General features: G+C 72.3%; 12 protein-coding genes and 1 pseudogene. 6 read left to right on the forward strand and 7 right to left on the reverse strand.

Translation table 11 applies throughout. The annotated features are described in order from the left end of the window. The first annotated feature begins 18 nt into the window (after nucleotides 1–18). Nucleotides 19–1,902: an ABC transporter transmembrane domain-containing protein gene (locus AMY39116_RS0337590; RefSeq protein WP_020422745.1), complete on the forward strand. Its 1,884-nt coding sequence runs from the start codon at nucleotides 19–21 to the stop codon at nucleotides 1,900–1,902. Here AMY39116_RS0337590 and AMY39116_RS0337595 read toward each other — a convergent pair. Beyond that, complete coding sequence (locus tag AMY39116_RS0337595) at nucleotides 1,851–3,056, reverse strand: MFS transporter (protein ID WP_020422746.1); 1,206 nt, start codon at nucleotides 3,054–3,056, stop codon at nucleotides 1,851–1,853. The two genes, AMY39116_RS0337590 and AMY39116_RS0337595, sit on opposite strands and share 52 nt — an antisense overlap. 78 nt (nucleotides 3,057–3,134) lie before the next feature. On the opposite strand from AMY39116_RS0337595, the gene AMY39116_RS0337600 reads away from it, so the two are divergent. Then, on the forward strand, nucleotides 3,135–3,467 hold the full coding sequence (locus AMY39116_RS0337600; RefSeq protein ID WP_020422747.1) for a helix-turn-helix domain-containing protein: 333 nt from the start codon (nucleotides 3,135–3,137) through the stop codon (nucleotides 3,465–3,467). On the opposite strand, the gene AMY39116_RS0337605 is transcribed toward AMY39116_RS0337600, so the two are convergent. Then, nucleotides 3,451–3,891: a GNAT family N-acetyltransferase gene (locus tag AMY39116_RS0337605; protein ID WP_304413092.1), complete on the reverse strand. Its 441-nt coding sequence runs from the start codon at nucleotides 3,889–3,891 to the stop codon at nucleotides 3,451–3,453. The two genes, AMY39116_RS0337600 and AMY39116_RS0337605, sit on opposite strands and share 17 nt — an antisense overlap. Nucleotides 3,892–3,940: 49 nt before the next feature. Between AMY39116_RS0337605 and AMY39116_RS0337610 the strand changes: the two genes are divergently transcribed. Further along, entirely contained in the window at nucleotides 3,941–5,431 is a 1,491-nt protein-coding gene (locus tag AMY39116_RS0337610) for an acyl-CoA synthetase (protein ID WP_020422749.1), read from the forward strand. Here AMY39116_RS0337610 and AMY39116_RS0337615 read toward each other — a convergent pair. The 5 genes and pseudogenes from AMY39116_RS0337615 to AMY39116_RS0337640 form a co-directional block, all read right to left on the reverse strand. Next, nucleotides 5,400–5,810 carry a DUF5994 family protein gene (locus AMY39116_RS0337615; RefSeq protein WP_020422750.1) on the reverse strand — a complete coding sequence of 137 codons (411 nt, stop codon included), beginning with the start codon at nucleotides 5,808–5,810 and terminating at the stop codon, nucleotides 5,400–5,402. The two genes, AMY39116_RS0337610 and AMY39116_RS0337615, sit on opposite strands and share 32 nt — an antisense overlap. Before the next feature lie 127 nt (nucleotides 5,811–5,937). Next, a pseudogene (locus AMY39116_RS45815) lies at nucleotides 5,938–6,442 on the reverse strand (fatty acid desaturase); the annotation flags it as partial. A 196-nt stretch (nucleotides 6,443–6,638) separates the two neighbouring features. Beyond that, nucleotides 6,639–6,803 (reverse strand): hypothetical protein, encoded by a 165-nt coding sequence (locus tag AMY39116_RS46910; protein WP_020422753.1) that lies wholly within the window; start codon nucleotides 6,801–6,803, stop codon nucleotides 6,639–6,641. 239 nt (nucleotides 6,804–7,042) lie between these two features. Further along, entirely contained in the window at nucleotides 7,043–8,083 is a 1,041-nt protein-coding gene (locus tag AMY39116_RS0337635; protein WP_020422754.1) for an MBL fold metallo-hydrolase, read from the reverse strand. A gap of 85 nt (nucleotides 8,084–8,168) precedes the next feature. Continuing rightward, the gene (locus AMY39116_RS0337640; RefSeq protein WP_020422755.1) at nucleotides 8,169–8,714 is read right to left on the reverse strand and encodes a hypothetical protein; all 546 of its coding nucleotides are present in this window, start codon (nucleotides 8,712–8,714) and stop codon (nucleotides 8,169–8,171) included. Between the two features lie 181 nt (nucleotides 8,715–8,895). On the opposite strand from AMY39116_RS0337640, the gene AMY39116_RS0337645 reads away from it, so the two are divergent. The 3 genes from AMY39116_RS0337645 to ligA are packed head-to-tail and all read left to right on the forward strand — an operon-like array spanning nucleotide 8,896 to nucleotide 12,765. After that, a complete protein-coding gene (locus AMY39116_RS0337645; RefSeq protein ID WP_020422756.1) occupies nucleotides 8,896–9,918 on the forward strand; it encodes a methionine synthase in 1,023 nt (340 codons plus the stop codon). 10 nt (nucleotides 9,919–9,928) lie between these two features. Then, complete coding sequence (locus AMY39116_RS0337650; RefSeq protein WP_027936576.1) at nucleotides 9,929–10,633, forward strand: hypothetical protein; 705 nt, start codon at nucleotides 9,929–9,931, stop codon at nucleotides 10,631–10,633. Between the two features lie 11 nt (nucleotides 10,634–10,644). Continuing rightward, nucleotides 10,645–12,765 (forward strand): NAD-dependent DNA ligase LigA, encoded by a 2,121-nt coding sequence (gene ligA, locus AMY39116_RS0337655; protein ID WP_020422758.1) that lies wholly within the window; start codon nucleotides 10,645–10,647, stop codon nucleotides 12,763–12,765. Nucleotides 12,766–12,920 lie beyond the last annotated feature (155 nt).

Consider the following 12,920-nt stretch of genomic DNA (forward strand, 5'->3'; position numbering starts at 1 on the left):
GGCGCTCCCGCCGGGCCGGTGCAGAAGCCGAAGAGCTTCGGTGAGGGCGCCCGGCGCCTGATGGGCAGGCTGCGCCCGGAGCGGCTCACGCTCGCGTTCGTGGTCGCGTGCGGCGTCGCGAGCGTCGCGTTCACCGTGGTGGGGCCGAAGATCCTCGGTCACGCCACCGACATCATCTTCGGCGGGTTCGTCTCCAGCCGCCTGCCCGCCGGCACCACCGCCGAGCAGGCGATCGCGGCGGCGCGGGCGGAGGGCAACACCAACCTCGCCGACATGCTCGCCAGGATGGACGTGGTGCCGGGCGCCGGCATCGACTTCGCCGCACTCGGCCGCGTGCTGTCCTGGGTGCTGGTGCTGTACGTGGCCGCGTCGGTGTTCGGCTGGCTGCAGGGCCACCTGCTCAACGGCGCCGTGCAGCGCGTGGTGTACCGGCTGCGCGAGGACGTCGAGGCGAAGCTGCACCGGTTGCCGTTGCGCTACTTCGACGGGCAGCCGCGCGGGGAGCTGCTGTCCCGCGTCACCAACGACATCGACAACATCGTGCTGACGCTGCAGCAGACCCTGAGCCAGCTGCTCACGTCGCTGCTGTCGCTGATCGGCGTGCTGGTGATGATGTTCGTGGTGTCGCCGCTGCTCGCGGTGATCGCGTTGCTGGTGGTGCCCGCGTCGATCGTGCTGACCAGGGTGATCGGGAAGCGTTCGCAGAAGCTGTTCGTGGCGCAGTGGAAGCACACCGGCGCCCTCAACGCGCACATCGAGGAGGCGTTCAGCGGGCACGAGCTGGTCACGGTGTTCGGCCGCCGCCGCGAGGTGGAGCAGGAGTTCGGGCGCCGCAACGCCGACCTCTACCGGGCGGGCATGGGCGCGCAGTTCATCTCCGGGATCATCATGCCCGCGATGATGTTCCTGTCGAACCTCAGCTACGTCGTGCTGGCGGTCGTCGGCGGGCTGCGGGTCGCGACGGGGACGATGACGCTCGGCGACGTGCAGGCGTTCCTGCAGTACTCGCGCCAATTCACGCAGCCGCTGACCCAGGCCGCGTCGCTGGCGAACCTGCTGCAGTCCGGCGTCGCCTCCGCCGAGCGGGTCTTCGAGCTGCTCGACGCGGCGGAGCAGGAGCCGGACACCGCGTCCCCGGCGGTGCCGGAGCGGCGCCGGGGACGGGTGGAGTTCGAGCACGTGGACTTCTCCTACGACCCGGAACGGCCGCTCATCGAGGACCTGTCGCTGGTCGCCGAGCCGGGCCAGACGGTGGCGATCGTCGGGCCGACCGGGGCCGGCAAGACCACGCTGGTGAACCTGATCATGCGGTTCTACGAGCTGGACGCCGGGCGGATCACGCTCGACGGCGTGGACATCACCGCGATGACCCGCGACGACCTGCGCGGCCAGACCGGCATGGTGCTGCAGGACACCTGGCTGTTCAACGGCACCATCCGGGACAACATCGCCTACGGCAACCCGTCGGCGACACCGGAGCAGGTGGAGGCGGCCGCGCGGGCCGCGTTCGTCGACCGGTTCGTGCGCAGCCTGCCCGACGGCTACGACACGGTGATCGACGACGAGGGCACCAACCTCAGCGCGGGGGAGAAGCAGCTGGTGACGATCGCGCGGGCGTTCCTCGCCGACCCGTCGCTGCTGATCCTCGACGAGGCCACCAGTTCGGTCGACACCCGCACCGAGGCGCTGCTGCAGCAGGCGATGGCGGCGCTGCGCACGGACCGCACGTCGTTCGTGATCGCGCACCGCCTGTCCACGATCCGCGACGCCGACCTCATCCTGGTGATGGAGTCGGGGCGGATCGTGGAGCAGGGCACGCACGAGGAGCTGCTCGCCGCGGGCGGCGCCTACTACCGGCTGTACTCGGCGCAGTTCCGCAGCCCGGTGGAGGCGGCGACCTGACGGGCGGGGCGGCCTCGTCCCGCGACGAGGCCGCCCGCCACCGCGGCGGCGGTCACGACGGCGCCGAACGCGGTCGCGCTGGTGGCGAGACCGGTGGCGTCGCTGAGGAACCCGGCGGCGAGCGGCAGGACCGCGGCGGGCACGTAGCCGCCGACGTTCTGCGCCGCGGTCGCCTCGGCGAGCCGGTTCGCCGGGACGCTCGCGTTGATCAGGGTGAGGCCGCCGAACTGGCCCATGCCCTGACCGGCCCCGGCGAGCACCGCGGCGACCGCGAGCAGGGCAGGCGACGACGTCTGCAGTGAGACGACCAGCGCGACCATGCCTGCCGTGGTGGAGGCGGCGCCGGCGAGCAGGATCGCCCGCACCGGCAGGTCGCGCACCGCGAACTGGACGCCCGTCGCGCCGAGGAACATGACGAACGCGAGTGCGCCGGCGACGATCCGGTTGGTGGTGCCCAGCAGCTCGGTGAGGACGGACGGGCCCAGCGAGAGCACGAACGACGTGGCCGTGATGCCCGGCGCGAACACGGCGATGCCGCGCAGGACCGCGCTCCGCCCGCCGGGGTGGACCTGCGGGATCCGGATCCAGGTGCGGATCGTGCTCACCGGGCGGGGCAGCGGCAGCCGGGCGACGACGACCGCGGCGGAGACGAGCAGGACGATCTCGGCGAGGAAGATCGTCACGGTCGGCCCCGGCAGGGTTTCCGACGCGACACCGGCCAGCAGTGGCCCGAGACCCGCGCCGAGGACCATCGCGGTCGACGACGCCAGCGCCGCGGTCTTGCCCTGTCCCGGGGCGACGTCGTGCACCACGGCCATGCCCGCGGAGACGGCGGCGCCCACCGCGAGCCCGGTGAGGAACCGCGCGACCGCCAGCACGAGCACCGAACCGGCCGTCGCGAAGAGGACGCACGCCACGATGCCCAGCGCGAGCGCGGGCAGCAGGACCGGTTTGCGCCCGATCCGGTCCGAGACCACACCCGCGACCAGGAGCGCGGCGAGCAGGCCCGCGATGTAGCAGGCGAAGACGACCGTCAGGACGCCTGCGGAGAAGCCGAGTTCGCGCTGCCACAGCACGTAGAGCGGGGTCGGCGCGTTGGACAGGACGAACACGGCGAGGACCGGCCAGGCGGCGAGCCAGGCGGTGCGTTTCACGATCTCCTCCTAGTTCGATTTTTGTCGTACTAGTTGGAAGATAGTCGAACTAGTCGCTAGTACGATATTATTCGAACTGTGACGGAGGAGATGTTGCCGCAGCCGGCGCGGGAGGACCTGCGCCTGGAGGTGGTGCTGTCCGCGCTCAGCGACCCGCTGCGGCTCGGGATGGTGCGGAAGCTGCTGCTGGAGTCGCCGGGCGTGCCGCGCTCGTGCGGCTGGTTCGGGATCGATCGCCCGAAGTCGACGCTGACCCACCACTTCAAGCTGCTCCGCGAGGCCGGGGTGACGACCCAGCGGCAGTACGGGCTGGAGCGCCGCAGCGAGGTGCGCGTCGCCGACCTCGACGCGCGGTTCCCGGGCCTGCTCGACCTGGTGCGGAACTGGGAACCGCCTACAGCATCAGCTTGAACCCGAGGTGGGTGGCCTCGAAGCCGAGCCGCTCGTAGAAGCGGTGCGCGCGGGTGCGGGAGGCGTCGGAGGTGAACTGCACCAGCGCGCAGCCCCGCCGCCGGGACTCCTCGACCGCCCACTCCATCAGCCTGGCCCCGAGCCCGCCGCCGCGCTGGTCGGACCGCACCCGCACGCCCTCGACCAGCGCCCGCGTCGCGCCGCGGCGGGACAGGCCCGGGATGAACGTCAGCTGCAGCGTGCCCACCACGTCGCCGTCCCGCTCCGCGACCGCCAGCAGCTGGCCGGGATCGGCGTCGATCGCCTCGAACGCCCGCAGGTAGGCCGGGTCGCCGGGCGCCTCCCGCCGCGCGCCGAGGTCGTCGTCGGCCAGCATCGCCACGATCTCCTCGACATCGGAGCGCCGGGCACGTCTAATGTGGATCTCACTCACGACAGTCGAGTATGGCACCGGCGCCGAAGGAGGAGTCCCCTTGACCACGCTCCGCTCCAGCACCGTCGCGGACATCCTCCGGCGCAGCGCGGCGCGCTGGCCCGCTCGCGTCGCGCTGAAGTTCGCCGACCGCACCTGGACCTATGCCGAGCTCGACGCCGCCATCACCCGCGCCGCCGCGCACCTGCTCGGCCTCGGGCTGGCCAAGGGCGACCGGGTCGCCGCGTACGGCAAGAACTCCGACGCCTACCTGATCGGCTTCCTCGCGTGCGCCCGCGCCGGGCTCGTGCACGTGCCCGTCAACTACAACCTCACCGGCGGCGAGCTGGCCTACCTGGTCGAGCAGTCCGGCAGCCGCGTCGCGCTCGCCGACCCCGCCCTGGCGGGCAACCTGCCGCCGCTGGAGCAGGTGGTGCCGCTGCGCGACGCCGAGGGCGCGCTGGTCGCGCTGTCCGGCGAGGCGCCCGCGCTGGACGTCGACGTGGCCGACGGCGACCTCGTGCAGCTGCTGTACACCTCCGGCACGACGTCCCGGCCCAAGGGCGCGATGATGACCCACCGCGCGCTGGTGCACGAGTACCTCTCGTGCATCGCCGGCCTCGACCTCACCGCGGACGACGACCCGCTGCACGTCATGCCGCTCTACCACTCGGCGCAGATGCACGTGTTCCTCGTCCCGTGGCTGGCCGTCGGCGCGACGAACACGCTCCTGGAAACGCCGGATCCGACGGACATCCTGCGCCGCCTGGCCGAGGACCGGCACGGCGCGTTCTTCGCCGCGCCGACGCTGTGGGTCGCGCTGGCCAACCACCCCGACTTCGGCTCGCGGGACCTGAGCGCGCTGCGCAAGGCGTACTACGGCGCGTCGATCATGCCGGGCCCGGTGCTCGACCGCCTCCGGGAAGCCATGCCGGAGCTGGGTTTCTACAACTGCTTCGGGCAGTCCGAGATCGGCCCGCTGGCGACGATCCTGCGCCCCGAGGACCACGCCGAGCGTCCTGACTCGGCCGGCCGCCCGGTGCTGTTCGTCGAGCTGCGCGTGGTCGACGCCGAGGGCAACGACGTGGCGCCGGGCGAGTCCGGGGAATGCGTGTACCGGAGCCCTCAGCTGTGCGAGGGGTACTGGGACAAGCCCGAGGAGACGGCGGAAGCCTTCCACGGCGGCTGGTTCCACTCGGGCGACCTGGTGCGGATCGACGAGGAGGGCTACATCTACGTCGTTGACCGCATCAAGGACGTGATCAACACCGGCGGTGTGCTGGTGGCGTCCCGCGAGGTCGAGGACGCGCTCTACACGCACCCGGCGGTGGCCGAAGCCGCGGTGATCGGCGTCCCCGACGAGAAGTGGATCGAAGCGATCACCGCGGTCGTGGTGTCCAAAGAGGACGTCACGCCGGAGGATCTGATCGCCCACGTCCGGGAACGGCTGTCCGCGTTCAAGGTGCCGAAGGCCATCCGGTTCGTCCCGGACCTCCCGCGCAACGCCTCGGGCAAGATCCTCAAGCGCGAGCTGCGGGAGCAGTTCTCCTGAGCTCGTCGCCGATCAGGCTGTCCACGCTGTCGTCGCCGCCGGGAAGGGACGCGTCGCGCATCGCCTTCGCGGCGGCGGCGTCGGTGGTCTCCGGCGGCACGACCAGCAGCGTCAGGCGGCGCATGCCCGTGCCGACGAGGGTGACGGTGCCGGGGCGCTGCGACCGGAACCCGTCCAGCCGCACCGTGCGCCCGCCGGTGGCGAGCTTGGTGCCTGCGGGGTTCCAGCCGTCCAGGTGGTAGGTCGACCGCTCGACGGCGCCGAGCCGGGCCGTCAGCGCGGCGAGCAGCGCGGGCAATTCGGCGGACAGGTCGCGGGACCTGGGCCACCACGCGCCGTCGACCTGCCCGGTGGCAGGCGCCTCCGGCTTGAGCGTCATGCGCAGACCCGGCCCGGATTGCTGGGGGGTGGTGGTGGATGTGGGTGAACCCGACGTCATGTCGGCGCTCCCGTCCCCGGCCGGAAAACGGCCGGTGTGGTGCCGGGAAGTCCCGGCACCACCGACACTACACGGTCCCGGCCCGCAGCGGCGCGCCCGTTTCGTGCAGGTGCCGCAACACTTCGCGGTAGGACCGCACCAGACCGGTCTCGCTGTAGGAGATTCCGTGCGCGGCGCAGAACCGCCGCACGATGGGCTGCGCGTGCCGCAAGGCGGCCGGGGCATGCTGGGAACAGGTGGTGCTCGATCTGGTAGTTCAGCCCGCCGAGCAGGAAGTCGGTGAACCAGCCGCCGCGGACGTTGCGCGACGTCAGCACCTGCTTGCGCAGGAAGTCCGGCGACTCGCCGGTCATCGTCGGCATGCCCTTGTGGTTCGGGGCGAACGAGCATCCCATGTAGACACCCCAGAGCGCCAGGTGCACCACGACGAACAACACGGCGATGCCGGGCGACAGGACGAGGAACACGGCGGCGAGGTACCCCACGGTGTGGGCGACCATCAGCGCGCCTTCGAGGCGCCGGGCCCTGGTCTCGCCGCGCCACACCGAGCGGATGCCGGAGGCGTGCAGGTTCCTCGTGCATGCCGATCAGGCCGCCGCGCAGCGTCCCCAGCGTGTCGTCGGGGCGGCGCGTCCGGAAGATCTCAGCAACTGCCACCAGTTGTCGCCGAGGAGGCGAAGGCGGTCCGGGCGCCCGCGGCGCGGATCTCGCGCGACAGGGCGGCGTAGTCGCTGCCGGTTCCGGACGAAGTGGGCGCCGTGGCGCCGGTCAGCGGCGGCGGGCCGGGGTGGACGACGGCGCCGCGAAGCGGACGTGCCGCGCGGGGGTCACGTCGACCTCGCCCGCGGTCCGGGTGGGTTCCTCGGCCAGGGGGTGGCTGAACAGGACGGGCGCGGCCGCGTCCGGGGTACGGGTCTGACGGGTGGTCTGCATCAAGGTGAGCTCCTGAAAAGGGGTGGCCGGCGCCGTCTGGCGCGGCAGCCAGGTGGTGAGGACGTCCGGCCCGGGAAACAGCCCGTGACCGGCGGAGTCGATGGCAGCGGGGGGCGAGCGTCAGCATCGCGGCAGGTTCACCGTTCCGGTGCTCCTCGCAACCGGCGTCGACGGCGACCGAACCCGCCCGCTGCCACCCACCCTACGCGAAGTCGCGCCCGGGCGCCCCTGCGACCCGCTCAGGCCACCGAGTAGCGGCGCACCCCGTCCTCGACGAGCAGGGCCAGCTTGCCCTGGTGGACCAGCAGGTCGAGGTGCGCGGCGGTCTCCAGGACGGCCAGCATCCGGTTGAACACGTCCAGCTCGTCCAGCTTGCGCTGCCGCCGCGTCCAGCCCAGCCGCAGCGCCGACTCGTACGCGGTCGCGGCACCGTCCACAATGGTCGTCGCGATGACGTCGAGCCGCTGGGCGTGGTGGTCCAGCAGTTCGTCGACCCTGGCGTGCACGCTGTCGGACACCGGGCCGTGCGCGGGCAGCATCCGCCGGTCCGGCATGCCCCGCACCAGGCGCAGCGAGTCCAGGAAGTCGCGCAACGGCATCTCCGCCACCGCGGGCTGGAAACCGATCGACGGCGTGATGTGCGGTAGCACGTGGTCGCCGGTGAACATCAGCCCCGCCGCGCCGTCGTCGAACACGACGTGCCCGGCCGTGTGCCCCGGCGTGTGCACGACGTCGAGCTGCCTGCCGGGAAGCACGACGCGGCGGCCCGGCGTGAGCCACTCGTCGGGCTGCTCCCAGATCGACGCCTCCGTGTTGCGGCCGTGGATCTCGAACACCCGCACCAGTTCGTCGGCCACCGGATCCGCGCCGCACATGCGCAGCGACCGGATCTGCCCGATGAGCGGCACCACGTCCGGGTCCGCCGTCATGCGCAACGACGGCTCCTCCAGCGAGCCCAGCGCGATCCGCCCGCCGAACTCCCGCCGCAGCGCGACCGCCTGCGTGTAGTGGTCGCGGTGCACGTGGGTGACCAGGAACTGGCTCACGTCACCGAGTTCGGCGCCCAGCCCCTTGAGCGCGGCGGCGAGTTGCTCGCGCGCCTCGTCCAGCGCCCAGCCGGAATCGATGAGCACCAGCTCGGAACCCTCGGTGAGGGCGTAGACGTTGACGGCCCGCAGCCCGTCGTTGGGCAGCGGCAACGGGATCCGGTGCACGCCCGGTGCCACGGTGTACAGGCCGGGCTCGCTCCACTCGGCGCTGCCTTCCGGAGTTGCTTCCACGAGACCTCATCGTCCTTTCCGACCGGGAAATTTCACTTTGGAACTTCCCGGGTGGAAAGTCCACCTGCCGTGGTTGAGACCCACGTCACCCCGGGCGCAGCGCGGTGTCCAGGGTCAGCGCCGCGGCGATCACCAGGCTCGCCAGCGGATCCGTGAGCTGCGCGAACACCTCCACGACGTAGTCGCGGCCGTCCCCCTCCGCCGAGCGCGCCACTTCCCGGCCGGCGGCGTCGGTGATGCTGAACTCACGCGGCCGCCGGTGCTCCAGCACCCCGGCCGGGCGGCCGTGGGCCGACAGCGTGAACCGGTCCGGCCCGTCGGGCGCGATCCCGCCGATCGGCGTGCCGTCCGCGCGCGTCACCAGAAAGCGCGAGTCGTGTGCCCGCACTTTCAGCACGACACTTCCGCCGGAGTCGCGGACGGCGAAACAGTTCGGGCGGAAGCGGGCGGATCCGGTGAGCGCCCACAACGTTTTCCGGAACGCGCCGTGATCGGTTTCCGCGACGGTTCCCAGCGGTCGCCCGTGCTGGTCCCGCACGCCGGGCCCTGCCGCCCCGGCACGGTGGCTGACCACCAGGAAGGGCTCGGTGAACAGGGTGCCACCGCCCGCGTGCCGCGAACCGCTCGTCATGCCCGTCAAGGTTAGCCAGCGGAAATCAAGAACGGGAGACGACCGGGGAATTGCGGAGAAATGTCCGGTTGACCGGATTTTCCGACATCGACACCTTTCCGCTATTCCTCCCGGCGCCATTTTCCGGGCCGCCCGCGGGGCCGGGGGCGCGACCGGCCGGGCGGCCTTGGAGAATCGGGGTGTGAGCGAACACGTCTGGCCACCCGGTGCGGCCACCGCGGTGGGATCGATGCCCGGCGCCGACCCGGCGGAGGCGGCCGCCGTCGTCTTCGGCGAGCTGCCCGACTTCCCGCACCTGCCGGAGCTGCCTGCCCGCGGCGTCGGGGCGGACCTGATCGGCCGGACCGCCGCGATGCTGGTGGACCTCGCGATCGAGGTCGTGCCCAGCGGTTACCGGGTCGCGGCGCGCCCGGGGCACGACCACCGGCGCGCGGTGGACCTGCTGCGCTGGGACCTCGACGCGGTCACCGAGGCGGGTGCCGCGCCCGTGATCAAGACGCAGCTGGCCGGGCCGTGGGCGCTGGCCGCCGGCATCGAGCTGCCGCGCGGGCACCGCGTGCTCACCGACCGCGGCGCGGTGCGCGAGTTCACCGAATCGGCGCTGGAGGGGCTCGCCGCGCACGTCGGCGAGCTCAAGGCGCGCACCGGCGCGGAGGTCGTGGTCCAGTTCGACGAGCCGACCCTGCCCGCCGTGCTCGCCGGTTCGCTGCCGACCCCGTCGGGCTACGGCACCGTCCCTGCGGTCCCTGAACCGGAGGCGCGGGAACTGCTGAGCCGCGTGATCGAGCGGGCCGGCGAGCTGACCGGGCAGCCGGTCGTCGTGCACTGCTGCGCCGCGCGGCCGCCGGTCGGCCTCCTGCACGCCGCGGGCGCGGGTGCGCTGGCGATCGACGCGACGCTGCTCGGCGGAGCGCCCTCGACCCTGCTCGACGAGCTGGGGGAGGCCTGGGACAGCGGGACCGTGCTGTTCCTCGGCCTGGTGCCTGCGCTGGAACCGGCCCGGCGACCCGCGTTGCGGGAGCTGGCGCAGCCCGCGCTGGCGCTGGCCGACCGGCTCGGGTTCAACCGCTCGACGCTGGCCGAGCGCGCGGTGCCGACGCCGACGTGCGGCTTCGCCGGGGCGACCGCGGACTGGGTGCGCCGCGCCCTGAAGCTGACCACGGATCTGGGCAAAGCGTTCGTGGAGCCGCCGGAAGGCTGGTAGGACCTACCCGATGCGATGGTTTCGACGACGGCGTCCAGAGGACGAGCTGCCCGACCCGCGCACGGCGTGGCCGGAGCAGGCGGTGCCGGACGACCCGGTGGCCGCCGCGGAGCGCTTCTGGCGCCGCTGGCCGGAGATGCTGCCGGAGATCAGCGCGGCGCTGGGCGACCGCGAGCCGCAGCGCGTCGAGGGCGAGCTGGCCGCTGCCGTCGCCGAGCTGCACCCGGACCTGCACGTGTCACTCGAACGAGGGCAGCGGGCCATCTACGCGCTCGTGGTGAGCGGCCAGGAGGACCCGGCGCTGCGGCCGTTCACCGACGCGTGGAAGGCCGCCGCGCCGCCCGAGGACGCGATCTGGGAGTACCACGACTCGGTGCCGCCGGTGCCCGATCCGACGGGCGTGACGGTGAACCTCGGGACGCGGTCGGTCGCGCTGGCCGACGTCCGGGTCGCCGCGCAGGTGGACGAGGCCGAGGGGGTGGTCGACGTCGCGGTCCACCACCCGCTGCTGGGTGAACTCGACCCGGCCGCGCGGTCGGCGATGACGTTCCTGCCGCTGGACGCAACGCTCGGCGAACGCCTCGCGGCGGAACGGTTACGCAGGGTGGAGACGGCCGAGGCCGAGCCCGCCGGCGCCATCACGCTCCTCGAACTGCGTGACCTGGTCCGTGGTCTGGACGAGGAACGCCCGGAAACTGTCGGTGGTGCTGACTAAGCTGACGGACTGTGAGTGAGACTCCAGCCGCACAGGACGTCACCGAGGTCCCCGCCGAGGTCCGCGATCGCCACGGCGCGCTCGCGGAAGAGGTGCGCGGGCACCAGTTCCGGTACTACGTGCTGGACTCGCCGGTCATCAGCGACGGCGAGTTCGACGCGCTGCTCAAGGAGCTGGAGCGGCTGGAGTCGGAGTACCCGGGCCTGGCGACGCCGGATTCGCCGACCCAGAACGTCGGCGGCACGTTCTCCACCGACTTCGTCGCGGTCGACCACCTCGAACGCATGATGAGCCTGGACAACGTCTTCGACGAGGAGGAGTTGCGGGCGTGGGTCGACCGGGTGGAGCGCGAGGTCGGCGGGTCCACCCAGTACCTGTGCGAGCTCAAGATCGACGGGCTGGCCATCAACCTGCTGTACGAGAGGGGGCGGCTGGTCCGCGGGCTCACCCGCGGCGACGGGCGGACGGGTGAGGACGTCACGCTCAACGTCCGCACGCTCGAGCAGGTGCCGGAGACGCTGACCGGAACCGACGAGTACCCGGTGCCCGACCTGGTCGAGGTGCGCGGCGAGGTGTTCTTCCGGGTCGAGGACTTCGCGGAGCTCAACGCCCGGCTGGTCGAGGCTGGCAAGCCGCCGTTCGCGAACCCGCGCAACACCGCGGCCGGGTCGTTGCGGCAGAAGGACCCGAAGGTCACCCGCAGCCGCAAGCTGCGGCTGATCTGCCACGGGCTCGGCAAGCGCGAGGGGTTCGAGCCTGCCCGGCAGTCGGAGGCCTACGAGGCACTGGCGGCGTGGGGGCTGCCGGTGTCCAGCCACACGAAGGTCGTCGAGAAGGCGTCCGAGCTGCTGGACCACATCCGGTACTGGGGCGAGCACCGGCACGACGCCGAGCACGAGATCGACGGCATCGTGGTGAAGGTCGACCAGGTGTCGCTGCAGCGGCGGCTGGGCAGCACGTCCCGCGCGCCGCGCTGGGCCATCGCCTACAAGTACCCGCCGGAGGAGGCGACCACCCGGCTGCTCGACATCCAGGTCAACGTCGGCCGCACCGGGCGGGTCACGCCGTTCGCGGTGATGGAGCCGGTGAAGGTGGCCGGGTCGACGGTGGCGATGGCGACGCTGCACAACGCGCAGGAGGTCAAGCGCAAGGGCGTGCTGATCGGCGACCGCGTGGTGATCCGCAAGGCGGGCGACGTGATCCCCGAGGTGCTCGGCCCGGTGGTCGACGTGCGCACCGGCGACGAGCGCGAGTTCATCATGCCCACGTTCTGCCCGGAGTGCGGCACCAAGCTGGCGCACCAGAAGGAGGGCGACGTCGACATCCGCTGCCCCAACGCGCGGTCGTGTCCCGCGCAGCTGCGGGAGCGGTTGTTCCACCTGGCCGGGCGTGGCGCGTTCGACATCGAAATGCTCGGCTACGAGGCGGCGACGGCGCTGCTGGAGTCCGGGGTGGTCGTCGACGAGGGCGACATCTTCGACCTGGACGAGGAGAAGCTGGGGCGGGTCGAGCTGTTCCGCACCAAGGCGGGGGAGCTGTCCGCGAACGGGCGGAAGCTGCTGGCCAACCTGGACAGCGCGAAGGACCGTCCACTGTGGCGGGTGCTGGTGGCGTTGTCGATCCGGCACGTCGGCCCGACCGCGGCGCAGGCGCTGGCCCGGGAGTTCGGCTCGCTGGAAGCGATCGAGAACGCCGACGAGGCCGCGATGGCCGATGTGGATGGTGTCGGCCCGACGATCGCCGGGGCGCTGCGGGAGTGGTTCGCCGTCGACTGGCACCGCGAGGTGGTGGAGAAGTGGCGCCGCGCCGGGGTCCGGATGGCGGAGGAACGCGACGAGTCGGTGCCGCGCACGCTGGAAGGCCTGTCGATCGTGGTGACCGGTTCGCTGAACACGTTCTCGCGCGACGAGGCCAAGGAGGCGATCATGTCGCGCGGCGGCAAGGCCGCGGGCTCGGTGTCGAAGAAGACGGCGTTTGTCGTGGTCGGCGACGCGCCGGGCTCCAAGTACGACAAGGCGGTGCAGCTGAAGGTCCCGATCCTCGACGAGGGCGGTTTCCAGGTGCTGCTGGACCGCGGCCCCGAGGCCGCCGCCGAGGTGGCACTGCCGACGGAGGAGCCGGCTGGTGAGTGAGGTGTCGGCTCGCGCGCCGCGGCCGGAGGGGTGGGTCCGCTGTGGTGGCGGGGCTGACGGAGGAGCCGACCGGTGAGTGAGGTGTCCGTTCGCGCGCGGCGGCGGGAGGGTGCCGCTGTGGTGGCGGGGCCGACCGGCGCGTGCGTGGTGTGGCG

It is taken from the genome of Amycolatopsis sp. ATCC 39116 (assembly GCF_000231075.2).
In the GTDB taxonomy this organism is placed as follows: Bacteria; Actinomycetota; Actinomycetes; order Mycobacteriales; family Pseudonocardiaceae; genus Amycolatopsis_E; species Amycolatopsis_E tucumanensis.

Excerpts from the sequence above, each read along its gene's own strand:
- AMY39116_RS0337650 (WP_027936576.1), top strand. The coding sequence starts at position 9,929 with ATGCGATGGTTTCGACGACGGCGTCCAGAGGACGAGCTGCCCGACCCG.
- AMY39116_RS0337615 (WP_020422750.1), bottom strand. The coding sequence starts at position 5,810 with ATGACGCTCAAGCCGGAGGCGCCTGCCACCGGGCAGGTCGACGGCGCG.
- AMY39116_RS0337640 (WP_020422755.1), bottom strand. The coding sequence starts at position 8,714 with ATGACGAGCGGTTCGCGGCACGCGGGCGGTGGCACCCTGTTCACCGAG.
- AMY39116_RS46910 (WP_020422753.1), bottom strand. The coding sequence starts at position 6,803 with ATGCAGACCACCCGTCAGACCCGTACCCCGGACGCGGCCGCGCCCGTC.